The organism is Kitasatospora sp. NPDC101176, assembly GCF_044768035.1.
GTDB lineage: Bacteria > Actinomycetota > Actinomycetes > Streptomycetales > Streptomycetaceae > Kitasatospora.
Genome location: NZ_JBIWPA010000017.1, coordinates 41,879 through 64,795, shown reverse-complemented (window position 1 = coordinate 64,795; position 22,917 = coordinate 41,879). Strand labels below are relative to the sequence as shown.

At 72.6% G+C, this 22,917-nt stretch carries 21 protein-coding genes; 8 read left to right on the top strand and 13 right to left on the bottom strand.

The genetic code is table 11. The annotated features are described in order from the left end of the window. Positions 1-250 precede the first annotated feature (250 nt). Entirely contained in the window at positions 251-727 is a 477-nt protein-coding gene (locus tag ACIRS1_RS22770; RefSeq protein WP_402842708.1) for a hypothetical protein, read from the top strand. Between the two features lie 54 nt (positions 728-781). Here ACIRS1_RS22770 and gcvH read toward each other — a convergent pair whose 3' ends face one another. Beyond that, on the bottom strand, positions 782-1,165 hold the full coding sequence (gcvH, locus tag ACIRS1_RS22765) for a glycine cleavage system protein GcvH (RefSeq protein ID WP_402842706.1): 384 nt from the start codon (positions 1,163-1,165) through the stop codon (positions 782-784). 216 nt (positions 1,166-1,381) lie between these two features. On the opposite strand from gcvH, the gene ACIRS1_RS22760 reads away from it, so the two are divergent. Continuing rightward, on the top strand, positions 1,382-2,104 hold the full coding sequence (locus ACIRS1_RS22760; RefSeq protein ID WP_387900901.1) for a DsbA family oxidoreductase: 723 nt from the start codon (positions 1,382-1,384) through the stop codon (positions 2,102-2,104). 71 nt (positions 2,105-2,175) lie between these two features. Here ACIRS1_RS22760 and ACIRS1_RS22755 read toward each other — a convergent pair whose 3' ends face one another. Beyond that, positions 2,176-2,589 carry a DUF3052 domain-containing protein gene (locus tag ACIRS1_RS22755; RefSeq protein WP_402842703.1) on the bottom strand — a complete coding sequence of 138 codons (414 nt, stop codon included), beginning with the start codon at positions 2,587-2,589 and terminating at the stop codon, positions 2,176-2,178. Positions 2,590-2,918: 329 nt separating this feature from the next. On the opposite strand from ACIRS1_RS22755, the gene ACIRS1_RS22750 reads away from it, so the two are divergent. The 3 genes from ACIRS1_RS22750 to ACIRS1_RS22740 all read left to right on the top strand — a co-directional run bounded on the left by ACIRS1_RS22750 (position 2,919) and on the right by ACIRS1_RS22740 (position 6,496). Then, a complete protein-coding gene (locus ACIRS1_RS22750; RefSeq protein WP_402842701.1) occupies positions 2,919-4,964 on the top strand; it encodes a DUF4157 domain-containing protein in 2,046 nt (681 codons plus the stop codon). A gap of 123 nt (positions 4,965-5,087) precedes the next feature. After that, the gene (locus ACIRS1_RS22745; RefSeq protein WP_402842698.1) at positions 5,088-5,606 is read left to right on the top strand and encodes a GNAT family N-acetyltransferase; all 519 of its coding nucleotides are present in this window, start codon (positions 5,088-5,090) and stop codon (positions 5,604-5,606) included. A 173-nt stretch (positions 5,607-5,779) separates the two neighbouring features. After that, positions 5,780-6,496: a hypothetical protein gene (locus ACIRS1_RS22740; protein ID WP_402842695.1), complete on the top strand. Its 717-nt coding sequence runs from the start codon at positions 5,780-5,782 to the stop codon at positions 6,494-6,496. Positions 6,497-6,614: 118 nt separating this feature from the next. Here the strand turns inward: ACIRS1_RS22740 and ACIRS1_RS22735 are convergent, their stop codons facing one another. Continuing rightward, a complete protein-coding gene (locus tag ACIRS1_RS22735; protein WP_402842692.1) occupies positions 6,615-7,262 on the bottom strand; it encodes a TetR/AcrR family transcriptional regulator in 648 nt (215 codons plus the stop codon). Between the two features lie 278 nt (positions 7,263-7,540). On the opposite strand from ACIRS1_RS22735, the gene ACIRS1_RS22730 reads away from it, so the two are divergent. The 3 genes from ACIRS1_RS22730 (at position 7,541) to ACIRS1_RS22720 (ending at position 10,229) form a co-directional block, all read left to right on the top strand. Further along, complete coding sequence (locus tag ACIRS1_RS22730; protein ID WP_402842689.1) at positions 7,541-7,987, top strand: DUF6542 domain-containing protein; 447 nt, start codon at positions 7,541-7,543, stop codon at positions 7,985-7,987. Further along, entirely contained in the window at positions 7,980-9,641 is a 1,662-nt protein-coding gene (locus ACIRS1_RS22725) for an LCP family protein (protein WP_402842686.1), read from the top strand. The genes ACIRS1_RS22730 and ACIRS1_RS22725 overlap by 8 nt, the downstream gene beginning before the upstream one ends. A gap of 207 nt (positions 9,642-9,848) precedes the next feature. After that, positions 9,849-10,229: a VOC family protein gene (locus tag ACIRS1_RS22720; RefSeq protein WP_402842684.1), complete on the top strand. Its 381-nt coding sequence runs from the start codon at positions 9,849-9,851 to the stop codon at positions 10,227-10,229. A gap of 141 nt (positions 10,230-10,370) precedes the next feature. Here the strand turns inward: ACIRS1_RS22720 and ACIRS1_RS22715 are convergent, their stop codons facing one another. The 10 genes from ACIRS1_RS22715 to nuoI form a co-directional block, all read right to left on the bottom strand. Then, positions 10,371-11,426 (bottom strand): 2-oxoacid:ferredoxin oxidoreductase subunit beta, encoded by a 1,056-nt coding sequence (locus tag ACIRS1_RS22715; RefSeq protein ID WP_402842681.1) that lies wholly within the window; start codon positions 11,424-11,426, stop codon positions 10,371-10,373. Next, positions 11,423-13,420: a 2-oxoacid:acceptor oxidoreductase subunit alpha gene (locus ACIRS1_RS22710; RefSeq protein WP_396316870.1), complete on the bottom strand. Its 1,998-nt coding sequence runs from the start codon at positions 13,418-13,420 to the stop codon at positions 11,423-11,425. Before ACIRS1_RS22710 ends, ACIRS1_RS22715 begins: the two co-directional genes overlap by 4 nt. A gap of 243 nt (positions 13,421-13,663) precedes the next feature. Further along, a complete protein-coding gene (locus tag ACIRS1_RS22705) occupies positions 13,664-14,326 on the bottom strand; it encodes a response regulator transcription factor (protein ID WP_360218898.1) in 663 nt (220 codons plus the stop codon). 226 nt (positions 14,327-14,552) lie between these two features. Continuing rightward, positions 14,553-15,563, bottom strand: coding sequence for a polyprenyl synthetase family protein (locus tag ACIRS1_RS22700; protein ID WP_360218895.1), 1,011 nt, complete (start codon positions 15,561-15,563; stop codon positions 14,553-14,555). 303 nt (positions 15,564-15,866) lie between these two features. Beyond that, positions 15,867-17,489: an NADH-quinone oxidoreductase subunit NuoN gene (gene nuoN / locus ACIRS1_RS22695; RefSeq protein ID WP_387901048.1), complete on the bottom strand. Its 1,623-nt coding sequence runs from the start codon at positions 17,487-17,489 to the stop codon at positions 15,867-15,869. A gap of 11 nt (positions 17,490-17,500) precedes the next feature. After that, positions 17,501-19,153: an NADH-quinone oxidoreductase subunit M gene (locus ACIRS1_RS22690; protein WP_387900883.1), complete on the bottom strand. Its 1,653-nt coding sequence runs from the start codon at positions 19,151-19,153 to the stop codon at positions 17,501-17,503. A gap of 34 nt (positions 19,154-19,187) precedes the next feature. Then, entirely contained in the window at positions 19,188-21,083 is a 1,896-nt protein-coding gene (nuoL, locus tag ACIRS1_RS22685; RefSeq protein WP_360218889.1) for an NADH-quinone oxidoreductase subunit L, read from the bottom strand. Between the two features lie 15 nt (positions 21,084-21,098). Then, complete coding sequence (nuoK, locus tag ACIRS1_RS22680; RefSeq protein ID WP_030235394.1) at positions 21,099-21,398, bottom strand: NADH-quinone oxidoreductase subunit NuoK; 300 nt, start codon at positions 21,396-21,398, stop codon at positions 21,099-21,101. Then, positions 21,395-22,306, bottom strand: a complete 912-nt coding sequence (locus ACIRS1_RS22675) for an NADH-quinone oxidoreductase subunit J (RefSeq protein WP_402842886.1) — start codon at positions 22,304-22,306, stop codon at positions 21,395-21,397. Before ACIRS1_RS22675 ends, nuoK begins: the two co-directional genes overlap by 4 nt. A 5-nt stretch (positions 22,307-22,311) precedes the next feature. After that, positions 22,312-22,914, bottom strand: coding sequence for an NADH-quinone oxidoreductase subunit NuoI (gene nuoI / locus ACIRS1_RS22670; RefSeq protein WP_360218886.1), 603 nt, complete (start codon positions 22,912-22,914; stop codon positions 22,312-22,314). Positions 22,915-22,917: the final 3 nt, after the last annotated feature.

The following is a 22,917-nucleotide window of genomic DNA, read 5'->3' as shown; positions in this document are numbered from 1 at the left end:
TGACGACCGCATGATCACCCCGATGGCCCGTCAGGCCGGGTGGCACGAGGCCTTCGCCCGCGCGGGACGCACCCGGGACGCACCCGGAGGCGGCACGGGAAGCCGGCGGGCCCGACTTCCCGTGCCGCCCTCGTGCCGCCGCGGGCCGCCCCCGGCACCGGTGTCGGCGGCGTCTGGTCTGCTGTCACCGGAATCACGAACCGGAACGAGAACGGGCCGGGACGGGGACGAGGCGGAGAGGACGGCGGGGATGGGCGTGCTGACGGACTACTTCCGGGCGCCGGACGCGGCGGCGGTCGTGCGCGAGCTGGAGCGGACGGACGGCGGGTCGCCGGAGTTGGACGGGGTCCGGGCGAAGCGGATCGACCCGACCGTGCTGCTGGGGCAGCTCGTCGCGGCCGTCCGGCAGGAGCCGTGGCGGGCCGGCCTGGTCACCGAGACGCCGGTCTGGCCGACGGCCCCGCTCCCCGGCCCCGGGGGGCCGGCGGACGAGGACGACCCGTGGGCCACCGGCCCGTGGGTGACGGAACTCGGTGACGACGCGCGGGACGCCCTGGCCGGGGCCGGCGACGAGCGGTTGCCGCCGGCCGTCGCCGCGTGGGCGGTGGCGGAGGAGTGGGGCGGCGCCGATCCGGCGGAGCTGCTGCCGGTGGCCGAGGAGTTGGTCGCCCTGGCCGGGCGGGCCCGGGCGGCCGGGGAGCGGCTGTACTGCTGGATCTGCCTGTGAACGGGCCCGGTACGGGCGGCCGGCCGGCTCCGGCACCGGGCCCCGTCGATCAGCTCACTCGCCGAGGGTGGCGCGGTACCCGGCGGCGTCGAGGAGCCCGTCCAGCTCCGCCTTCTTGGCGGGCTTGAGCTTGAAGATCCACGAGTCGTAGGCGTCCTCGTTGATCAGCTCCGGGCTGTCGTTCAGCTCCTCGTTGACGGCCACGACCTCCCCTCCGATCGGCGTGTAGAAGTCCGACGCGGCCTTGACCGACTCGACCACTCCGGCCGGGTCCCCGGCCTCGAGGGTCCGGCCGACGTTGGCGAGCTCGACGAAGACGATGTCGCCGAGCGTCTTCTGCGCATGGTCGGTGATGCCGATCGTCACGGTGCCGTCCCTCTCCAGGCGTGCCCATTCGTGCGAGTCGGTGTAGCGCAGGTCGGCGGGGATGGTGGTCATGACTTCTCCGTTCGGGGTGGTGGACGGCCGGCCCGCCGATCGTGCCCAGAAGCGACCGCGGGCAGGCCTCCGTTCCCTCGAACGGGCGCTGGTCCTTGGCTGCCATTGACGGTGGACCTGAATATTTCATGATGAGAAATATTCAGGTCGCCGCCCGCGTTGGCCCCGGGGTGCGTGCGGGAAGGACCCGCGCGGCCGGATGACAGGAGCAACGTCGTGCGCGTCGAGGTCTGGAGCGACATCAACTGCCCGTGGTGCTACATCGGCAAGGCCCGGTTCGAGAAGGCGCTGGAGCGCTTCCCCCACCGCGCCGACGTCGAGGTCGTCCACCGCTCCTTCGAGCTCGACCCCCGCTCCCCCGCGGAGGCCCGGCCCGTCGTCCCGCTGATCGCCGCCAAGTACGGGATCAGCCTGGAGCAGGCCGAGGCCGCCGAGGCCGGGATCGCGGCGAACGCCCGCGCGGAGGGCCTGGACTACCTCAGCGAGGGGCGCGACGCGGCGAACTCCTTCGACATGCACCGCCTGCTGCACTTCGCCGCCGAGCACGGGCGCCAGGCCCAGCTCCTGGACGCCCTGTACCGGGCCAACTTCGCCGACGAGGGCTCCGCCTTCGCGGACGGCCGCCTGCTGGAACTCGCCGTCGAGGCCGGGCTGGACGGCGGGGCCGCGGCGGCCGTGCTGGCCGATCCGGCGGCCTACGCGGAGGCCGTCCGCGAGGACGAGGCGACGGCGAGCGCGATGGGCGCGACGGGCGTGCCGTTCTACGTGTTCGACCGGCGGCTCGGCGTCTCGGGCGCCCAACCGTCCGCGACGTTCACGGCGGCGCTGGAGCAGGCCTGGGAGAGCCGGGTGGCGGTGCCGCTCCTGGTCGAGGCCGGAGGGGCCGGCGCGTCCGGCGAGGCCTGCGGGCCGGAGGGCTGTGAGCTGCCGCAGCGGTAAGCCGGGATCCGGCGGCGGAGCGGGGTGTCGGACGGGCCGACGCCCCGCTCCCACCCCTGCTCCCGAAGCGGTCAGCGCCCTGCGGCGACGAGCCGGGTGCCGGACCAGTCCACGGCGGCGCTGATGCTCCTGACCTGGACGAGGCCGGCCGTCCGGGCCGCCTCCTGCAGGTCCGCGGGATCGACGTGGCCGTCCCGGCCGGACTTCGGGGTGAGCAGCCAGACCGCACCGCCCTCGTCGAGCACCCCGACGGCGTCCACCAGCGCGTCGGCGAGGTCGCCGTCCTCCTCGCGGAACCAGAGCAGGACGACGTCGGCCACGTCACCGAAGTCCTCGTCCACCAGGTCCTGGCCGATCAGCGACTCGATGCCGTCGCGGAGGGCGAGGTCGACGTCGTCGTCGTAACCGACCTCCTGGACGACCTGGCCGGGCGCGAACCCGAGCCGGGCCGCCGGGCCGGTGCGCTCCTCCTCCGACGTCGTCATGGCGGTCTCCCTTCGTCCGGAGGCGCCTGCCGCCCCGCGTGCGGGTAGCCAACCAGACGCGCAGCGTGTCGGGCCCGGAACACGCCCGTCGCGGCCGGCCGCGGAAGGACCGGCGCAAGCCCCACCCGTGCCGTCCCCTCCCGGGCGCGTCCGGCGGAGGAGCGTTCCGCGGATCCACCGGACGCCCGCCCCGCAACGCCCGCCCCGGAGCGCCGGGTGGCCCTCCGGACTGCCTCCCGGGGCAGGGACGTTGCCCGGAGGGCCCTATCCGTGCGGCGGATCCGAGGGGTATTCAGGAGTGTTGGATCCGAACACCCGAGGGGACGCCGATGCGGACGCGTGACAGCGAGAAGACCGCCCAGGACCAGGCGGTCGCCCGACCGGTCGCCGCCCGCGCCGCCGCCACCCCCCTGCTCGGCCTGCAGGCCACCGCCGGGAACGCCGCCGTCGTCCAGATGCTGCGTCAGGCCGGCGAGCTGCTGGAGGAGCCCGGGCAGGCGTCGTCGGTGCGGGACGTGCTGCGGCGGCCCGGACGCCCCCTGGACGGCGCCGTCCGCGCCGACATGGAGGCCCGGCTGGGGGCCGACTTCTCCGACGTCCGGATCCACGACGACGGCGCCGCCAGGGCCTCCGCCGCCGGCATCGGCGCCCGCGCGTACACCTCCGGGAGCCACGTGGTGATCGGCGACGGCGGCGGCGACAAGCACACCCTGGCCCACGAGCTCACCCATGTCATCCAGCAGCGGCAGGGCCCCGTCTCGGGCTCCGACAACGGCTCCGGACTGAACGTCAGCGACCCGTCCGACCGCTTCGAGCGCGAGGCCGAGGCCAACGCCCACCGGGTGATGTCCGGTCCGACGCCCGCGCAGCACAGCGGGCACGCGGGCCACGACGACCACGCCGGGCACACCCACCACGAGGAGGAGGAAGGGGTGCAGCGGGCCCCCGCCGCCCCTGCCACCGCCGGCGCCGGAACGGCCGTCCAGCGGGCTCCCGGCCCGGGCATCGAACTCCTCAAGGGCCACGACCCCCTCCCCGACGACACCACGCCGCTGCGGGACTGGGACACCCTGCGCAACGCCGCCCAGCAGCCGAGCGCGCTGGACGTCCACCAGATCCTGCTGACCTACCAGAAGCTGTCGAACGGCTGGAGCAGCGGCATGGGCGAGGTGCAGCAGGCGCTCAGCAACCGGCACGGCGAGCTCAACAACGTGCCGCAGACCGTCGTCACCTTCGGCCCGGTGGTGAACGCGGGCGGCGTCCTCCGCGGCACCGCCATGCGCGCCTACCCCCTGACCTCGCGCGGCGCGGCCGGCTCGGACGCCACGACCGGCGCCTACGCCGGGCTCGGCGGGGCCGTGGAGGGGCACCTGCTCAACGCCCACCTGCACGGTCCGGCCACCCCGGAGAACCTCGCCCCCTTCTCGAAGCGGCTCAACAGCAAGCACAGCAAGGAGGTCGAGGAGCCGCTCAAGAAGATGGTCTACAACGAGAACGGCACCTTCGGCTACGAGGTGGTCGTGAACGGCGACCCCAACTCCCCGCTGCCCTACTCGATCACCTGCCACGTGGTCGAACTCGACGACACCCTCCAGCAGATCGCCGGCGGCTACGAGCTCAAGGTCGAACTGGACCAGCAGGGCGGGGTGAACTACCTGGTCAACCGCACGACCGACGGGCCGGACCGGAGCGAGCCGCTGGACTTCGGCCGGGTCGAGCAGGACGGCTTGACCGACGAACTCGCCACCCTGTGGAACCAGTTGAGGTTCCCCTGGACCAGGGAGTACGGCGACGTGGTCCGGGAGGTGCTGGAGACGGCCCACCAGGCCGTCGGCAGCTTCGAGACCCAGCAGTACGGCGGCACCAGCCTCGCGAACCTGCCCCGCACCCAGGTCGTGTTCGAGACCGGCAACTTCCAGAACATCGACGAGGACGGCGACCTGGTCGACGAGGTCATGGGCGTCCGGATGCTCGCCGAACCGCTCACCCTGCTGGCGCCCCCGGGGCAGTCCGGATTCGAGCCGGAGGGCGGCGCCTGGGGGCTCGGCGCCATCCGCGGGCACCTGCTCAACCACCACCTGCACGGCCCCGCCGAGGCGCACAACCTCGTCCCGATGAGCGCCAGTCTCAACCAGCAGTTCGAGCGCGAGGTCGAGTCGCCCGTCAAGCGGTGGGTGCTGGAGGAGGGCCGGGTGCTGAGCTTCGAGGTGCGGATGCTGGGCAGTGACGAGCAGTTCGGCATGGACGGCGTGCCGACCACGCTGGCCTACGAGGTCCACGAGTGCCGGCAGGACCAGGGCGGGACGTGGCAGCGGGCCCAGCGCCTCCTCAGCGGCCAGCTCTCCAACCAGAGCGACGAGGCGTACGAGGAGTAGCCCCGGCGGCCCTCCCGGCCGGGGCGGCCGCCCGCCGTCCCGGCCCGGACCCGGCCCGCGGTCCGGAAACCCGGGGGCGCGCCACCCCTGCCCCCTGATAGACAATGTGACATGCTACAAGGCTTGCACGTCACCCTCCGCGCCCGGCACCACGACGACGTCCCCGTCCTCCAGGTCGAGCTGTACGACGACGTCCCCACCCGCTCGCGCGCCGACTCCCGGCCGTGGCGGCCCGTCCCGCCCGTGCCCGACCGATCCCCGTACGCCGTCACCGAGCCGAGCGAGGAGGCCGCCCTCTTCTCCGTGGTCGAGCGGGCCACCGGCGAACTCGCGGGCGAGGCGCTGCTCTGGGGCGTCGACACCCACAACCGGTGCGCCCACCTGGGGATCGCGCTGCGCCCCTCGCACCGCGGGCGCGGGCTCGCCACCGACACCCTGCGCACCCTCTGCCACTACGGGTTCCGCGTGCTCGGCCTCCGGCGGCTCCAGCTGGAGACCCTGGCCGACAACGAACCGATGCTGCGGGCGGCGCGCAGTGCCGGCTTCACCCTGGAGGGCACCCTGCGCGCCGCCCGCTGGGCCGACGGGGCCTTCGCCGACGAGGCGGTGCTCGGCCTGCTCGCCGGCGAACGGGAGCACTGACCGCACCGGCGGACGGCCCGTCACGGAGGTGCGGCCTCCGTCACGGCTGCGCGCGGGACTCGTCACGGCCGGGTCAAGACGCCGCCAAACCGATGGTGCCGCGGTCGCGCCCTGCGCTATGAACGTCCCCGGAAGGGCGGCCGTCCGGCCGCCCCGAGACACGGGGGACACCCATGAAGTCCATCGGCAGCAGTAGGAACGCGGCGGTCCTGGCCGGACTCGTCGCGGTCGGCGCGTTGACCCTGACGGCCTGCAACGACGACGCCGCCTCGTCCGACACCGCGAAGACCCCACCGGCGGCCGCGGCCCCGACCACCCCGGCCGCGGCGCCGACCGGCCCGGCCACCACCCCGGCCGCGCCCGCCACCTCCGCGGCGACGGCCGCGGCCCCGGCGAACACACCGGCCGCCAGCGCCCCGCCGGCGGCCGGCGGCGGGGCGACCGCGGCGCCCGGCACGACGGTCAAGGTCGGCGAGGCCGTCACGCTGCCCTTCTCCTCGGGCAGCACCAAGGGCACCATCTCGCTGGCGGTCACCTCGATCGACCAGGGTGACCCGGCCGACCTGACCGCGCTCAAGCTCGGCGACAAGGCCAAGGGCCTGGTGCCGTACTACATCCACTACAAGGTCACCAACGCCGGCTCCACCGACCTGTCCTTCACCAGCGTGAACCACATGAAGGGCCTGCTGGCGGACGGCACCGAGGCGCAGGACCTGATGATCATCGGCACCTTCGCCAAGTGCCCGAGCAGCTCGCTGCCCTCGGGCTTCACGGCCGGGCAGTCCGCCACCTCCTGCGCGGTGGCGCTGTCGCCGTCGGCCTCCAAGGTCGCCGGCGCCGAGTACTGGGGGGACCCGTACACCCTCGGCAAGGGCGTCAACTGGAAGTGATCCGACCGGGGCCCGGGCGGCGGGCCGGCCACGGCCGCCGTCCGGACCCCGCGGGGCGTCGGCCCGCCGCCCGGAGACCGGAGCCGTCCCGGCCCGCGGCCGGCGCGGCGAGGGCGCGTCAGCCCGCCGCCGGGGCCCGGTAGATCCGCAGGAAGGCCTCCACGCCGTCCGCCGCGATCCGGGCGACCTCCTCGTCGGCGACCGGCAGCGCCCCCCAGAACGAGCGCTCGGCGACGCCGTGGAAGGTCAGCAGGGTGTACTGCTCGGCGGCCAGCGCCGCGTCGTCGAAGGCCAGCAGTCCGCGGTCGGCGAGGGTGGTGAAGTGCCGCGCCAGGTCGCGCTGCGAGGCGATCGGGCCGGCGTCCAGCCAGGCCTCCAGCACGTCGGCCGGGATGTTGGTCACCTCGGCGCGGATGGCCCGGCCGAGCGCGCCGTGGTCACCCGCGGACAGGACGGCCCGGGCCCGCTCGACGGCGAGGTCGACGAGGTCCTGGCGCAGGTCGACGACCCGGTCGAGGTACCGGGCCATCAGGGCGGCGATCCGCTCGGTGAGCTCGGCGGAGTTGTGCAGGGCGACGGAGAGGAAGAGGGTCTCCTTGTCCGCGAAGTGGTTGTAGACCGTCCGCTTCGACACCTTGGCCTCCGCGGCGATCGCGTCCATGCTGGCCCGGACGTAGCCCTCGCGCCCGAACACCGCCGTCGCGGCCCGCGCGATCGCCTCGCGCTTCTCCGGCCGTCCCGTTCCGCCCGTCGCCACCACCGCCACCGCACCGCTCCTCGTCCGTCGAACTAGAAAACTACCCGGTGTAGTATATCTCGCCTGCGCCGGCCCGGGTTGCCGTGCGACCAGGGTGTCCTATGCTGCTGCCGATCTCTACACCCGTGTAGAAAGAAGTGGACGGCCAGGCCCCGGCTCACCCGGTCGAGGGAACCAGTCGGCCGACCAACAGCGTCCAGTAGTGGCAGCGCACGGCCGATCCCCACACGGCGGCCGGGCGTGGGCGCCACCGTGGCGCACCAGCACCGAGGACCGGGGGTGAGTACGTGGCGGGCCGACGAGGACGGACGTCCGACCAGCGGATACGGCGGCAGTCGGGCGGAGCGGCCCGCCCGCTGCCCGGCGGGGCCGCCCTGCCCGCCGCGCTGGCCGTCGGGCTGCCGGCGGCGGGCGCCGCGGTCGACGAGCTCTCCGGGCCCGGCACCGGCCTGGCCTTCGGAGTGGGCGCGGTGCTCGGCGCCGGCCTGGCCGCCGCGCTCAGCGGCCGCAACGGGTGGTGGTGGGTGCTCGCCGCCTCCCCGCTGCTGGTCCTCGGGGTCACCGCCGGCGCGGAACTGCTGGCCAACGGCGACGCCTACCGGGGCAGGGCCCTGGCCACCGGCTCCGCGAAGTGGGTGGTGCACGGATTCCCCGTGATGGCCGCAGCCGCAGCCGCGGCCGCGCTGGTGATGGTGGTCCGGGTGGTCCTGGGCCGGAGGAGGGCCCATGGCTGAGGAACGGACCGCCGACCGGGCCACGGAGGCGGCTCCGGCACCCGCCCGCAGGCGCTCCCCACTGCTGATCGCGGGCCGCACCGCGGCCTGCTCGGTGGCCCTGGCGGTCTTCGCCGCCAGCGGGGTGGTCTGGTACGAGTACACGTCCCTCACCGACGGGATGACCACCTCCGACGTCATCGCCGGGACGAAGAAGGACGCGCCCAAGCACCTCGACAACTCGGTCAACCTGCTGCTGATCGGCCTGGACAGCCGCAAGAACATGGACGGCACCGACCTGCCGCCGGAGTTCGTCCAGGACGAGCTGCACGCCGGCCACAGCTCCGACGTCGGCGGCTACAACACCAACTCGCTGATCCTGCTGCACATACCCGCCGGCGGCGGCAAGGTGCAGGCCGTCTCGATACCCCGCGACGACTACGTCATGACGTACGGCGCCGACGGCAAGCAGGCCGGCATGCGCAAGATCAAGGAGGCCTACGGCGAGGCCAAGGAGAAGGCCACGCCGGGCCTCCAGGCGAAGGGCCTCAAGGGCGCGGACCTGGAGAAGGCCGGCCGTGACGCCGGCCGGGCGGCCACCATCCAGACCGTGCAGAAGTTCCTCGACCAGCCCGTCGACCACATCGCCGAGGTCAACCTGATGGGCTTCTACGACATCGCCAAGGCCGTCGAACCGATCGAGGTCTGCCTCACCCACGACACCAAGGACCCGGCCATGGAGGGCCAGGGCTCTGGCGCCGACTTCCACAAGGGCGTCAACAAGCTCAACGCCGCCCAGGCGCTCTCCTTCGTCCGCCAGCGCCACAACCTGGACGGCCCGGACGGCAACAGCGGCGACTTCGCCCGCACCCACCGCCAGCAGGCCTTCATCTCCTCCGTGGTGCACAAGCTCAAGCAGGACGGCATCGTCAGCGACCTGGGCAAGCTGCAGAAGCTCTTCGGCGTGGTGCAGAAGGACCTCGTCATCGACAACGAGTGGAACGTCCTCGACTTCGCCCAGCAGGCGCCCAACCTCACCGGCGGCAACGTCGAGTTCAACACCCTGACCTTCGACGACTTCGGCAAGCGCAACGGCCAGGACGTCAACCTGGTCACCCCGGCGAAGGTCCAGAAGGTGGTCAAGCAGATCTTCGGCTACGCGGACTCCGCCCCCGCCCCCGCGCCCGCGGACACCGCGGCCGCCACCCCCGGCGCACCGACCGCGACGCCCACCCAGACACCGACCGCGTCCCCGACGACGACGGCCGCCGCGGCCTCCGCCACCGTGGACGTCTTCAACGCCTCGACCGCCGCCGGGGTCTCCTCGGGCGCGGAGTCCAAGGCGCTGGTCGCGATGGGCTTCAAGGCCGGCCGCACCGGCAGCGCGAGCACCCGCCCGAAGACCACCACCGTCGTCTACGGCAAGGGCGGCAAGGACGCGGCCGACCTGGTCGCCGCGCGCTACGGCGTGAGCGCCACCGAGTCCGCCGCGACGCCCACCGGCCGGGTGGTGGTCACCCTCGGCACCGGGTTCACCGGAGCGGCCGACGACAAGCCCACCGCCACCGCGAGCGCCGGCGCCTCCGGGGCCCCGGGCGACCCGACCGCCAACCTGCCGGTGCAGGGCCCGGCGGTCGACGCGGAGTCCGACGGCGGCATCCCCTGCGTCTACTGACCCGGCGCGGCCGCTGACCGGCCACACCGGTCACGCCGGCCGCACCCGTCACGCCTCTCGATCCGCCGCACCGCACCGTGGGGAGGCTCCCGCCCGGGGGCCTCCCCACCCGCATCGACGGAGAGCCCTGGCGCGATTCTCCGTACTATGTATAGTGTACTGCGTACGGGATAACCGTGCCGGCTTGCCGACGAGAGGACGCCCACCGTGCAGATCACCACCTCCGCTATCGCCCTGACCGTCGAGGACACCACCGCCTCCGCCGACTTCCTCCGGCGCCACTTCGGCTACGCCGAGGCGATGTCGGCCGACGGCTTCGTCTCGCTCCGGCACCCGGGCGGCGGCGTCGACGTCGTCTACCTGCGCCGCGGCATCGAGGTGCTGCCCGAGGACCAGCGCCACCGGACGGTGGCCGGCACCATCCTGGCCTTCGTCGTGGCGGACCTCGCGGGCGAGGAACGGCGGCTGCGCGCGGAGGGCGCCGGGATCACCATGGAGCTGCGCGAGGAGCCGTGGGGCGAGAAGCTCTTCCAGGTCACCGACCCGAACGGGGTCGTGATCGAGCTGGTCGAGCAGGCCGCGAGGTGACGCACGGCACGCCGGGCGCCACAGCGGACCCGACGACGGGCCCGACAACGGGCCCGACAACGGGCCCGACAACGGGCCCGACAACGGACGGCGCCCCCTCGGCCGGTGGCCGAGGGGGCGCCGTCGCACCGTCCGGAGCGGTCAGTCCACCGTCCAGGTGTCGGCACCGGCCAGCAGCCCGGCCAGGTCGCCCGACCCGTGCTGGGCCACGGCCGCGTCCAGCTGATCGGCCATCAACTCGTCGTAGACCGGCCTCCGCACGTCGCGCAGCACCCCGATCGGGGTGTGGTGCAGGGTGTCGGCGTCGGCGATCCGGGACAGCGCGAAGGCCGTCGCCGGGCTGGCCGCGTGGACGTCGTGCACCAGCACCTGCGCCTCGTTGTCCGGCGTCACCGCCCCGACGGACAGCTCACCGCCCGGGCCGCGGAACACCCCGCTGGCCAGCCCCGCGCCGAAGCGGATCGGCTGCCCGTGCTCCAGCCGGACCAGCGCCTCGTCGCGCGTGCCCGGCTCCTTCAGCACCTCGAACGCGCCGTCGTTGAAGATGTTGCAGTTCTGGTAGATCTCCACCAGCGCGGTGCCCTCGTGCGCGGCCGCCGCCCGCAGCACGGACTGCAGGTGCTGGCGGTCCGAGTCGATCGTCCGCGCCACGAACGTCGCCTCCGCGCCGATCGCCAGCGACAGCGGGTTGAACGGCGCGTCCAGCGAGCCCATCGGCGTCGACTTGGTGACCTTGCCCAGCTCGCTGGTCGGCGAGTACTGGCCCTTCGTCAGACCGTAGATCCGGTTGTTGAACAGCAGGATCTTCAGGTTCACGTTGCGCCGCAGCGCATGGATCAGGTGGTTCCCGCCGATCGACAGCGCGTCCCCGTCCCCCGTGACGACCCACACGCTCAGGTCGGGCCGGGAGGACGCCAGCCCCGTCGCGATCGCCGGCGCCCGCCCGTGGATCGAGTGCACCCCATAGGTGTTCATGTAATACGGAAAACGCGACGAGCAACCGATCCCGGACACGAACACCGTGTTCTCGCGCCGGATGCCGAGCTCCGGCATGAAGCCCTGCACCGCCGCCAGGACCGCGTAGTCCCCGCAGCCCGGGCACCAGCGCACCTCCTGGTCAGTCTTGAAGTCCCGGGCGCTCTGCGCGCCCTCGGCGCGGGGCACCAGGCGCAGGGACGGGAAGCCGTTCTCGCTCATCGGTGGTCCTCCTCGTCCAGGGTGCCGATCGCCGCCGACAGCACGTCCGCCAACTGCGCCGCCTTGAACGGCAGCCCACGCACCTGGTTGTAGGACTCCGCGTCCACCAGGTACTTCGCCCGCAGCAGCAACGCGAGCTGCCCCAGGTTCATCTCCGGCACGATGACCTTGTCATAACTCCTCAGCACCGTCCCGAGGTTCGCCGGGAAGGGGTTCAGGTGCCGCAGGTGCGCCTGCGCCACCTCACCGCCGTCCGCCCGCACCCGGCGCACCGCCGCGGTGATCGGCCCGTACGTCGAACCCCACCCGAGCACCAGCACCCGAGCCTCACCGCTCGGGTCGTCGACCTCCACCTCGGGCACCGCGATCCCGTCGACCTTCGCCTGCCGGGTGCGCACCATGAAGTCGTGGTTCGCCGGGTCGTAGGAGATGTTCCCGGTGCCGTCCTGCTTCTCGATGCCGCCGATCCGGTGCTCCAGACCCGCCGTCCCCGGCACCGCCCACGGCCGCGCCAGCGTCTTCGGATCCCGCAGGTACGGCCAGAACGAGCCGTCCTCCCGGTTCGGCCCGGTCGCGAAGTCCGGGCTGATCACCGGGAGTTCGTCCACCTCCGGGATCCGCCACGGCTCCGAGCCGTTGGCCAGGTAGCCGTCCGACAGCAGGAACACCGGCGTGCGGTACGTCACCGCGATCCGCGCCGCCTCCAGCGCCGCGTCGAAGCACTCGGCCGGCGTCGCCGGGGCCACGATCGGCACCGGCGCCTCGCCGTTGCGCCCGAACATCGCCTGCAGGAGGTCGGCCTGCTCCGTCTTCGTCGGCAGGCCCGTCGACGGGCCCCCGCGCTGGATGTCCACGACCAGCAGCGGCAGTTCCAGCGACACCGCCAGGCCGATCGTCTCGCTCTTCAGCGCCACCCCGGGGCCCGAGGTCGTCGTCACGCCCAGCGCCCCGCCGAACGCCGCGCCCAGCGCCGCGCCGATCCCCGCGATCTCGTCCTCCGCCTGGAAGGTCCGCACCCCGAAGTTCTTGTGCCGGGACAGCTCGTGCAGGATGTCCGAGGCCGGTGTGATCGGGTAGGAGCCCAGGTACAACGGCAGTTCGGCGCGCCGCGCCGCCGCGATCAGGCCGTAGGACAGCGCCAGGTTCCCCGAGATGTTGCGGTAGCGCCCGGCCGGCAACCGCGCCGGCGGCACCTCGTACGAAACCGCGAACGACTCCGTCGTCTCGCCGAAGTTCCAGCCCGCCTTGAACGCGCTGATGTTCGCCTCCGCGATCTGCGGCTTCTTGGCGAACTTGGTGCGCAGGAACGCCTCCGTCCCGTGCGTGGGGCGGTGGTACATCCAGGACAGCAGCCCGAGCGCGAACATGTTCTTCGCCCGCTCGGCGTCCTTGCGGGCCAGCCCGCTGTCCTTCAGCGCCTCCAGCGTCAGCGTCGTCAGCGGTACCTTGTGCAGGTGGAAGGCTTCCAGCGAGCCGTCCTCCAGCGGATCCGCCGCGTACCCGACCTTCGCCAGCGCCCGCTTGGTGAACTCGTCCGTGTTGACGATGATCTCCGCACCCCGCGGCAGGTCCCCCAGGTTCGCCTTCAGCGCCGCCGGGTTCATCGCCACCAGCACGTTCGGCGCGTCCCCCGGCGTCAGGATGTCGTGGTCCGCGAAGTGCAGCTGGAAGCTCGACACCCCCGGCAGCGTCCCGGCGGGCGCCCGGATCTCGGCCGGGAAGTTGGGCAGCGTGGACAGGTCGTTGCCGAACGACGCCGTCTCCGACGTGAACCGGTCCCCGGTGAGCTGCATCCCGTCACCCGAGTCGCCGGCGAAACGGATGATCACCCGGTCGAGTCTGCGGATGGGCTTGGCCCGCCGCTGCGGAGGGCCTCCCGGGGCGGGAGGACCGGCCGGCACGGTCGGGCCGGAGCGTCCGTCACCGCTCCCGGAACGACCCTCGTCGCCGTCCGGGCCGTCCACTGCCTCTGACTGATCGACCTGACTGGTCACTGCCGCGGACCTCCTCGTGGGCACACCACCGCGGGCGCGGCCCCGTGCCCCGTCCGCCTGGTGCACCTCCCGCATCCTATGCGCGGGAGGTCGGCCGGGGACGGAACTCCCGCGTGCGGCGGGAAATCACCGACCCGCGCCCGAGCCGCACACGAGGTCCAACGTCCGGCCTCCGGAGATCATTCCGGCGGCCCTCCGAGGGCTCCGGCGGCCGGTCGTGCCCCGGGCTCCGCTCCCGGCCGGTCAGGAGTTGAGGTACGTGAGCACCGCCAGCACCCGGCGGTGGTCCTCCGGGCTCTGCGCCAGGCCCAGCTTCAGGAAGATGTTGCTGACGTGCTTCTCCACCGCGCCGTCCGAGACCACCAGCTGCCTGGCCACCGCGGTGTTGGTCCGGCCCTCCGCCATCAGGCCGAGCACCTCGCGCTCGCGCGGGGTCAGCCGGGCCAGGACGTCCCCCTTGCGGCTGCGGCTGAGCAGCTGCTGGACCACCTCCGGGTCCAGCGCGGTGCCGCCCTCGGCGACCCGGACCACCGCGTCCGCGAACTCGCGCACCTCGGCGACCCGGTCCTTCAGCAGGTAGCCGACGCCCCGGGTGGAGCCGGCCAGCAGCTCGGAGGCGTAGCGCTCCTCCACGAACTGCGACAGCACCAGCACGCCCAGCTGCGGGTAGTGGCCGCGCAGCTCGACGCAGGCGCGCAGCCCCTCGTCGGTGTGGGTCGGCGGCATCCGGACGTCGGAGACCACCACGTCCGGCAGCTCGCCGGCCGCGGCCAGCTCGTGGACGGTCTTCAGCAGGCCCTCGCCGTCACCGACCCCGGCCACGACCTCCAGGCCTCGGTCGGTGAGCAGCCGGGTCAGGCCCTCCCGCAGCAGTACGGAGTCCTCGGCGATGACGACGCGGCGCATGGCGACCTTCCCGGCAGGGTGAGCTGACAGGGGTCAGTCTCCCCCATTCGGGTGTCCGCCCGCCGGGGGATTCACGGCGCGGGACAACTGTCCTCCGGGGGGGGTGCCCACCGCCGCGTGGCCGGTGCCGGGCGGTGCGGATGCCGGGCGGGCCGGCTGAGTGCCGGGCCCGGGCGACCGCCGGGCCGGCGGGTGCTCCGGCCGGGCGGGTGCTCCGGCCGGGCCGTCACATGGTGCGGATCGCCACCGAGTCGCAGAGGCCCTCCAGGGCCGCCTTCGCCGGGCAGTCCGGCAGCGGGGCGAGCAGCGCGCGGGCGTCCTCGGCCTGGCGCAGGGTCTCCCGGCGGGCGCGCTCCAGCGCCGGGTGGCGGCGCAGCAGCCGCAGCGCCTCGGCGTGCAGCTCGTCGTCCGCGAGGGGCTGGGCGATCAGCTCGCGCAGCCGGGTGTCGGCCGGGTCGGCCGGGTCTGCGGGCATCTGCTGCAGCAGCAGGGTCGGCAGCGTCGCCACGCCCTCGCGCAGGTCGGTGCCGGGGGTCTTGCCGGACTCGTGGCCGTCGCTGGCGATGTCCAGCACGTCGTCGGCCAGCTGGAAGGCGATGCCGATCCGCTCGCCGAACTCGCCGAGGGTGTCCACCATCCACGGCTCGGCGCCGGCCACCAGTGCTCCTATCCGGCAGGAGACGGCGATCAGCGACCCGGTCTTGCCGGCCAGCACGTCGAGGTAGTGCAGCAGCGGGTCGCCGTCCGGGCCGGCGCCGCGGGTCTCCAGGATCTGGCCGGTGACCAGCCGCTCGAAGGCGTCGGCCTGCATCCGGACCGCCTCGGGGCCGAGGTCGGCGAGCACCTGGGAGGCGCGGGAGAACAGGAAGTCGCCGGTGAGGATGGCGACGGAGTTGTCCCAGCGCGAGTTGGCGCTGGGGGCGCCGCGGCGCACCGGGGCCTCGTCCATGACGTCGTCGTGGTAGAGCGTGGCCAGGTGGGTCAGCTCGACGACGACGGCGGCGGGCACCACGCCCGGGGCGCCCGGGTCGCCGAACTGCGCGGCGAGCAGCAGGAGCAGCGGGCGGAAGCGCTTGCCGCCGGCCTCGATGAGGTGACTGGCGGTGATGGTGATGAAGGGGACGTCGCTCTTGACGGCCTCGGCGAGCGCCGTCTCCACCGCGTCCAGTCCGGCCTGGACGTCCCGGGTCAGGTCGCGGTCCTGCACGCTGAGCCCGAAGGGTCCCACGACGGTCACGAAGACCACTCCTCTGTCCCTGGTCGATCTAGCGGCCTGGTCCCTGAGTGCCGCCGCTGGCCATACAGGCAGGGTATCCGGTCGCGAGTGGATCACTGCACGGGCGTGCGGATCCTGTCATGATCGGGCCGGACGCCCAGGTCAGGGCGGCTGTCGCGGCGATCCGGCGGTGGGGGCGGAATCCGCCGGTGAACCCGCCGGGAGAACCGCGGCGGACGCACCGGCGGCGGACGCGCGTCCGGGCCGCGCACGGGGGCACGGCCCGGACGACGGGCCCGGGGCGGCGGCGCCGCCCCGGCGGGGTCAGCGGACGAACAGCGCAGCCTTGGACGCCAGGTCGAGGAAGTACTGCGGCAGCAGACCGAGACCCAGCGTGACCAGGACCCCCACCCCGATCGCGGTCGCCGTGAAGGCGCTCGGGATCGCGACGGTCGGGCCGCCCGGCTTCGGGTCGGAGAAGAACATCAGCACGATGACCCGGATGTAGAAGAACGCGGCGACGGCCGAGCTCAGCACACCGACGATCACCAGCGGAGTCGCCCCGCCGGCCGCGGCCGCCTGGAACACCGCGAACTTCCCGGTGAAACCGGAGGTCAGCGGGATCCCGGCGAAGGCCAGCAGGAACAGGGCGAACACCGCCGCCACCAGGGGCGAGCGCCGCCCCAGCCCGGCCCAGCTGGACAGGTGGGTCGCCTCGCCCTTGGAGTCGCGCACCAGGGTGACCACGGCGAAGGCCCCGAGCGTCACGAAGGAGTACGCCAGCAGGTAGAACAGCACCGAGGAGAGGCCCTGCTTGTTGGTGGCGATCACCCCGGTGAGGATGAACCCGGCGTGCGCGATCGAGGAGTACGCCAGCAGCCGCTTCACGTCCTGCTGGGTCACCGCGAGCACCGCGCCGACCACCATGGTGAGGATCGCCACCCCCCAGAGCACCGGCCGCCAGTCCAGCCGCAGGCCGGGGAAGGCCACGTAGAACAGCCGCAGGAACGCCCCGAACGCGGCGACCTTGGTGGCCGCCGCCATGAAGCCGGTCACCGGGGTCGGCGCGCCCTGGTACACGTCCGGCGTCCAGGAGTGGAAGGGGACGGCGCCGACCTTGAACAGCAGGCCGACCGAGAGCACCGCCAGTCCCATCAGCAGCAGCGCGTCGCTCTGGGTGCTGCTCAGCTGCGCCGGGGTGGTCATCGCCTTGCCGGAGATGACGTCCGAGATGTCGCCGAGCTTCACGCTGCCCGCGTAGCCGTACAGCAGCGCGGTGCCGAACAGGAAGAACGCCGAGGCGAAGGCGCCGAGCAGGAAGTACTTGACGGCCGCCTCCTGGGAGAGCAGCCGGCGGCGCCGGGCCAGCGCGCAGAGCAGGTAGAGCGGGAGGGAGAAGACCTCCAGCGCCACGAACATGGTCAGCAGGTCGTTCGCGGCGGGGAACAGCAGCATGCCGCCGACCGCGAAGAGGGTGAGCGGGAAGACCTCGCTGGTGGCGAAGCCCGCCCGGACGGCCGCCCGTTCCTGCTCGCCGCCGGGGGTGGCGGCGGCCTGGGCGGCGAACGCGTCGGCCGGCAGGCCGCCGGCCTTCGGCTCGAGCTTCCGCTCGGCGTAGGTGAGCACCGCCACCACCGCGACCAGCAGGATGACGCCCTGCAGGAACAGCGCCGGGCCGTCCAGCGCGACCGACTCCATCGCCAGCAGGTCGACCTTGGTGGAGCCGTAGCCCTGCGCGGCCAGCACCACCACGGCGACGAAGGACCCGATCAGCCCGACCAGGGCGAGCGAGACCTGCGTCCAGTGCCGGTGCCGGCGGGGCACGAAGGCCTCGACCAGGACGCCGAGCACGGCGGCGCCGAACACCACCAGCATCGGGGACAGTTGGGCGTACTCGATGTGGGGTGCCGGGATGCTGGCGGTGTTGCCGCCGGCGGCGGCGAGCATGCCGGTGGTGCTCACTTCTGCTCACCTCCTGAAGTGGCGGCGACCGGGTGGACCGGCGCCGGGTCGGTCTCGTGGACCTGCGAGAGCGTCGCGTTCACCGAGGGGTTGACCAGGTCGGTGAGCGGCTTGGGGTAGACGCCGAGCAGGACGGTCAGCGCCACCAGCGGGGCGACCACCGCGAGCTCCCGGACCTTGAGGTCGGGCATCCCGCTGACCTCGGCCTTCACCGGGCCGGTCATGGTGCGCTGGTACAGCAGCAGGGCGTACAGCGCGGCCAGCACGATGCCGAAGGTGGCCACGATCCCGATCGCCGGGTAGCGGGTGAAGGTGCCCACCAGGACCAGGAACTCGCTGACGAAGGGCGCCAGGCCGGGCAGCGACAGGGTGGCCAGGCCACCGATCAGGAACGTCCCGGCGAGCACCGGGGCGACCTTCTGTACGCCGCCGTAGTCGGCGATCAGCCGCGAGCCGCGGCGGGAGATCAGGAAGCCGGCGACCAGCATCCACGCGGCGGTGGAGATGCCGTGGTTGACCATGTAGAGGGTGGCGCCGCTCTGGCCCTGGCTGGTGAGCGCGAACACGCCCATGATGATGAAGCCGAAGTGCGAGATCGAGGCGTAGGCGACCAGCCGCTTGATGTCCTTCTGCCCGATCGCCAGCAGCGCGCCGTAGAGGATCCCGATCACCGAGAGGACCAGGATCGCCGGGGCGAAGGTCTTCGAGGCGTCCGGGAACAGGCCGAGGCAGTAGCGCAGCATCGCGAAGGTGCCGACCTTGTCCACCACCGCGGTGATCAGCACCGCGGTGCCGGCGGTGGCCTCGCCCATCGCGTTCGGCAGCCAGGTGTGCAGCGGCCACAGCGGGGCCTTCACCGCGAAGGCGAAGAAGAAGCCCAGGAACAGCGCCTTCTCGGCGGTGCCGGTCAGCTGCAGCTTCCCGTCCGCGATCGCCGAGGCCAGGGTGGGCAGGTCGAAGGTGCCGAAGCCCTGGTCCTGCGCGATCACGTACAGGCCGATCACGGCGGCCAGCATCACCAGGCCGCCGAGCAGGTTGTAGAGCAGGAACTTGACGGCCGCGTAGCTGCGCTGGCGCGCCGCGTCGGGGCCACCGGCCCGGTCGCCGAAGCCGCCGATCAGGAAGTACATCGGGATCAGCATGGCTTCGAAGAACACGTAGAACACGAAGACGTCGGTGGCGTAGAAGGAGACGACGACCATCGCCTCCACCGCCAGGATCAGGGCGAAGAAGCCCTGGGTCCGGCGCCGGTTCTCGAAGGTCCCGTCGGGCCGGAGGGGGCCGGCCCCCTCCGGCCCGGCGGCGGGCGGGGAGGAGGGGTCGGCGTCGTGCCAGGAGGCCAGCATGACGACCGGCACCAGCACGGCGGTGAGCAGGGCGAGGACGGCGCCGATGCCGTCCACGCCGAGCGAGAAGCTGATGCCGAAGGAACGGATCCAGCTGTGGGACTCGGTGAGCTGGTAGCGGGCGCCGTTCGGGTCGAACCGCGCCGCCACCACGGCGGCCAGCACCAGGGTGACGGCCGAGACGCCCAGGGCGACGGCCTTGGTGGTCCGGCGCCGGCCCTCGGTGGACCCGGCGGGCAGCGCCGCGGTGAGCACCGCGCCGGCCGCGGGGACGGCACAGGTGGCGGTCAACAGCGCGCTCATGGCCGGCCCCCCGGGTTCTTGTCAGGACGAGTCATCACACGGACCTCATCAGGAGAGTCGTGGCGACCAGCACCAGCGTGCCGCCGAACATGGAGAGCGCGTACGAGCGGACGAAGCCGTTCTGGATCCGCCGCAGCCGACTGGAGACGCCGCCGATGGTGGCGGCCAGGCCGTTGACGAAGCCGTCCAGTCCGCGGCTGTCGAAGTAGACCAGGGTGGCGGTCAGGGCCGAGCCGGGCCGGACCAGGACGGCGTGGTTGAAGTCGTCCTGGAGCAGGTCGCGGCGGGCCGCCCGGGTGAGCGGGGAGCCGACCGGTGGCACCACCGGGACGGGCGAGCGCCCGTACATCAGGTAGGAGACGCCGACGCCGACCAGCATGCAGACCGTGGTGAGCAGGGTGACCACCAGCGGCGTGAGCGGCGAGTCGCCCTCGGCGTGGCCGGTGACCGGCTCCAGCCAGTTCAGGAAGGAGTCGTTGTAGGCGAACAGCCCGCCCGCGAAGACCGAGCCGAGGGCCAGCAGGACCATCGGGATCGTCATGCTCTTCGGCGACTCGTGCGGGTGCGGGGCGTTGCCGTCGGCGTCGGGCTGCCAGCGCTTCTCGCCGAAGAACGTCATCAGCATCACCCGGGTCATGTAGAACGCCGTGACACCGGCGCCGACGAGCGCGCACAGCCCGAGGATCCAGCCCTCGGTGCCGCCCTTGGCGAACGCCGCCTCGATGATCTTGTCCTTGGAGAAGAAGCCGGACAGGCCCGGGAAGCCGATGATCGCCAGGTAGCCCAGCCCGAAGGTGGCGAAGGTGACCGGCAGGTACTTGCGCAGGCCTCCGTAGTGGCGCATGTCCACCTCGTCGTTCATGCCGTGCATGACCGACCCGGCGCCGAGGAACAGCCCGGCCTTGAAGAAGCCGTGGGTCACCAGGTGCATGATCGCGAAGGCGTAGCCGATCGGACCGAGCCCGGCCGCCAGCACCATGTAGCCGATCTGCGACATGGTCGAGCCGGCCAGCGCCTTCTTGATGTCGTCCTTGGCGCAACCGACGATCGCACCGAACAGCAGCGTGACCGTGCCGACCACCACCACGGCGGTCTGCGCGTCCGGCGCCAGGTTGAAGATCGCGGCGGACCGGGTGATCAGGTAGACGCCCGCGGTCACCATGGTGGCCGCGTGGATCAGCGCCGACACCGGGGTGGGGCCCTCCATGGCGTCCCCGAGCCAGGACTGCAGCGGCACCTGGGCGGACTTGCCGCAGGCCGCCAGCAGCAGCATCAGGCCGATCGCCGTCAGCTTGCCCTCGCTCGCCTGGTCGGCCGCACCGAAGACCGGCCCGAAGGCGAAGGAGCCGAACTCGACGAACATCAGCATGATCGCGATCGACAGGCCCAGGTCGCCGACCCGGTTGACGATGAAGGCCTTCTTGGCCGCCGTCGCCGCGCTCGGCTTGTGCTGCCAGAAGCCGATCAGCAGGTACGAGGCCAGGCCCACGCCCTCCCAACCGAAGTACAGCAGAAGGTAGTTGTCGGCCGTCACCAGCAGCAGCATGGCGGCCAGGAACAGGTTCAGGTACGCGAAGAAGCGGCGCCGGCGCTCGTCGTGCGCCATGTAGCCGACCGAGTAGACGTGGATCAGCGTGCCGACACCGGTGATCAGCAGCACGAACGTCATCGAGAGCTGGTCGAGCTGGAACGAGACGTCGGCCTGGAAGCCGTTCACCCGGATCCAGGTGTACAGGTACTCGGTCACGGCCCGGTGCTCGGCGTCACGGCCCAGCATCGCCGAGAACAGCGCCAGGCCGAAGCCGAACGAGAGTGCCGCGAGTGCGGTGGCCAGCCAGTGGCCGAAGCGGTCCAGCGCCCGGCCGCCGAGCAGCAGCAGGACTGCGCCGGCCAGCGGGGCGGCCACCAGCAGCGGAATGAGAGAGTTCACCGAGAGGCCCTCCGCCTACAGCTTCATCAGGTTGCTGTCGTCGACCGAAGCGGAGTGCCTGGTCCGGAAGATGGAGACGATGATGGCGAGGCCGACCACGACCTCGGCCGCCGCCACCACCATCGTGAAGAACGCGATGATCTGACCGTCCAGGGTGCCGTGCATCCGGGAGAAGGTCACCAGGGCCAGGTTCGAGGCGTTGAGCATCAGCTCCACGCACATGAACAGCACGATCGCGTTGCGCCGGATCAGCACCCCGGAGGCGCCGATGGTGAACAACAGGGCGGACAGGTAGAGGTAGTTGACCGGGTTCACTGCTCGCCCTCCTCGTCGGTGCGCTCGGCCCCCGCCTGGGGCCCGTCCTGCTGACCGGCCGGCACCGGCTCCAGGGACTTGCGTGGCCCGGACACGGCCGGCCGCTCGGAGGACGGGCGGCCCAGCCAGTCGGCGGTGCTGTTCTCCAGCTCCGCCATCCGCCGCAGCATCTCCTGACTGACGTCCCGGACCTGGCCGCGCTCGCGCAGCGTCGCCATCACCGAGTCCTCGGCCACCGTGCCGTCCGGCAGCAGCGCCGGGACGTCCACCGCGTTGTGCCGCGCGTACACGCCCGGCGCCGGCAGCGGCGGGAGCTGGATGTTGTCCTTGACCCGCTGCGCGGCCAGCTCGCGCTGCGTCTTCGGCGCCTTCACGTGCTCGCGGTGGGTCAGCACCATGGCCCCGATCGCCGCGGTGATCAGCAGCGCGCCGGTGACCTCGAAGGCCCACACGTACCGGGTGAAGATCAGCCGGGCCAGGCCCGGCACGTTGCCCTCGGCGTTCGCCTCGGACAGGCCGGTGAAGTGGTTCAGCTTCGCGTTGGCGATCCCCGCCACCAGCAGCACGCCGAAGCCCAGCCCGCACAGCACGGCGGCGAACCGCTGGCCCTTCAGCTGCTCCTTCAGCGAGTCCTCGCTGGTGACGCCCACCAGCATCACCACGAACAGGAACAGCATCATGATCGCGCCGGTGTAGACCACGATCTGCACCACGCCCAGGAACACCGCGCCCTGGGCCATGTAACAGACCGCCAGCGCCAGCATCGTCGCCGCCAGGCACAGCGCGCTGTGCACGGCCTTCCTCATCAGCAGCATGCCCAGCGCGCCGCCGACCGCGACGACCGCGAGCACCCAGAACTGGACGGCCTCCCCGGTGGAGGTCGTCCCTGTCGCGGCGAGGGTGGTCAGGGGGCTCACGACCGGACCTCCTTCTCCCGGTCGGTGCGCTCCTGCTGGACCGTCCCGGGCGCCGCCGCGGTGATCTCGCCCCGGTAGTACGCGCCCTCGTCGGCGCCCGGGAAGATCGCGTGCGGGGAGTCCACCATGCCCTCGGACAGCCCCACCAGCAGCTGCTCCTTGGTGAAGATCAGGTCCCGGCGGGAGGAGTCCGCCAGCTCGTACTCGTTCGTCATGGTCAGTGCACGGGTCGGACAGGCCTCGATGCAGAGCCCGCACAGGATGCAGCGGGCGTAGTTGATCTGGTAGACCGCGCCGTAGCGCTCCCCGGGCGAGTAGCGCTCGTCCTCCCGGTTGTCCGCGCCCTCCACGTAGATCGCGTCGGCCGGGCAGGCCCACGCGCACAGCTCGCAGCCGACGCACTTCTCCAGGCCGTCCGGGTGCCGGTTCAGCTGGTGGCGGCCGTGGAAACGCGGAGCGGTGGGCTTCTTCTGCTCCGGGTACTGCTCGGTCAGCCGCTTCTTGAACATGGCCTTGAAGGTCACGCCGAAGCCGGCGGCCGGGCCGAGGATCGACGGCTTGTCGGGGCGTTCGTCCCGCTCCGTCTGGTCGGACTCCATCTC

What these genes read in the sequence shown, in the direction of transcription:
- ACIRS1_RS22770 (WP_402842708.1), top strand. Translation starts at nt 251, where the DNA reads ATGGGCGTGCTGACGGACTACTTCCGGGCGCCGGACGCGGCGGCGGTC.
- gcvH (WP_402842706.1), bottom strand. Translation starts at nt 1,165, where the DNA reads ATGACCACCATCCCCGCCGACCTGCGCTACACCGACTCGCACGAATGG.
- ACIRS1_RS22755 (WP_402842703.1), bottom strand. Translation starts at nt 2,589, where the DNA reads ATGACGACGTCGGAGGAGGAGCGCACCGGCCCGGCGGCCCGGCTCGGG.
- ACIRS1_RS22750 (WP_402842701.1), top strand. Translation starts at nt 2,919, where the DNA reads ATGCGGACGCGTGACAGCGAGAAGACCGCCCAGGACCAGGCGGTCGCC.
- ACIRS1_RS22740 (WP_402842695.1), top strand. Translation starts at nt 5,780, where the DNA reads ATGAAGTCCATCGGCAGCAGTAGGAACGCGGCGGTCCTGGCCGGACTC.
- ACIRS1_RS22725 (WP_402842686.1), top strand. Translation starts at nt 7,980, where the DNA reads ATGGCTGAGGAACGGACCGCCGACCGGGCCACGGAGGCGGCTCCGGCA.
- ACIRS1_RS22715 (WP_402842681.1), bottom strand. Translation starts at nt 11,426, where the DNA reads ATGAGCGAGAACGGCTTCCCGTCCCTGCGCCTGGTGCCCCGCGCCGAG.
- ACIRS1_RS22705 (WP_360218898.1), bottom strand. Translation starts at nt 14,326, where the DNA reads ATGCGCCGCGTCGTCATCGCCGAGGACTCCGTACTGCTGCGGGAGGGC.
- nuoN (WP_387901048.1), bottom strand. Translation starts at nt 17,489, where the DNA reads ATGCTCGCCGCCGCCGGCGGCAACACCGCCAGCATCCCGGCACCCCAC.
- ACIRS1_RS22690 (WP_387900883.1), bottom strand. Translation starts at nt 19,153, where the DNA reads ATGAGCGCGCTGTTGACCGCCACCTGTGCCGTCCCCGCGGCCGGCGCG.
- nuoI (WP_360218886.1), bottom strand. Translation starts at nt 22,914, where the DNA reads ATGGAGTCCGACCAGACGGAGCGGGACGAACGCCCCGACAAGCCGTCG.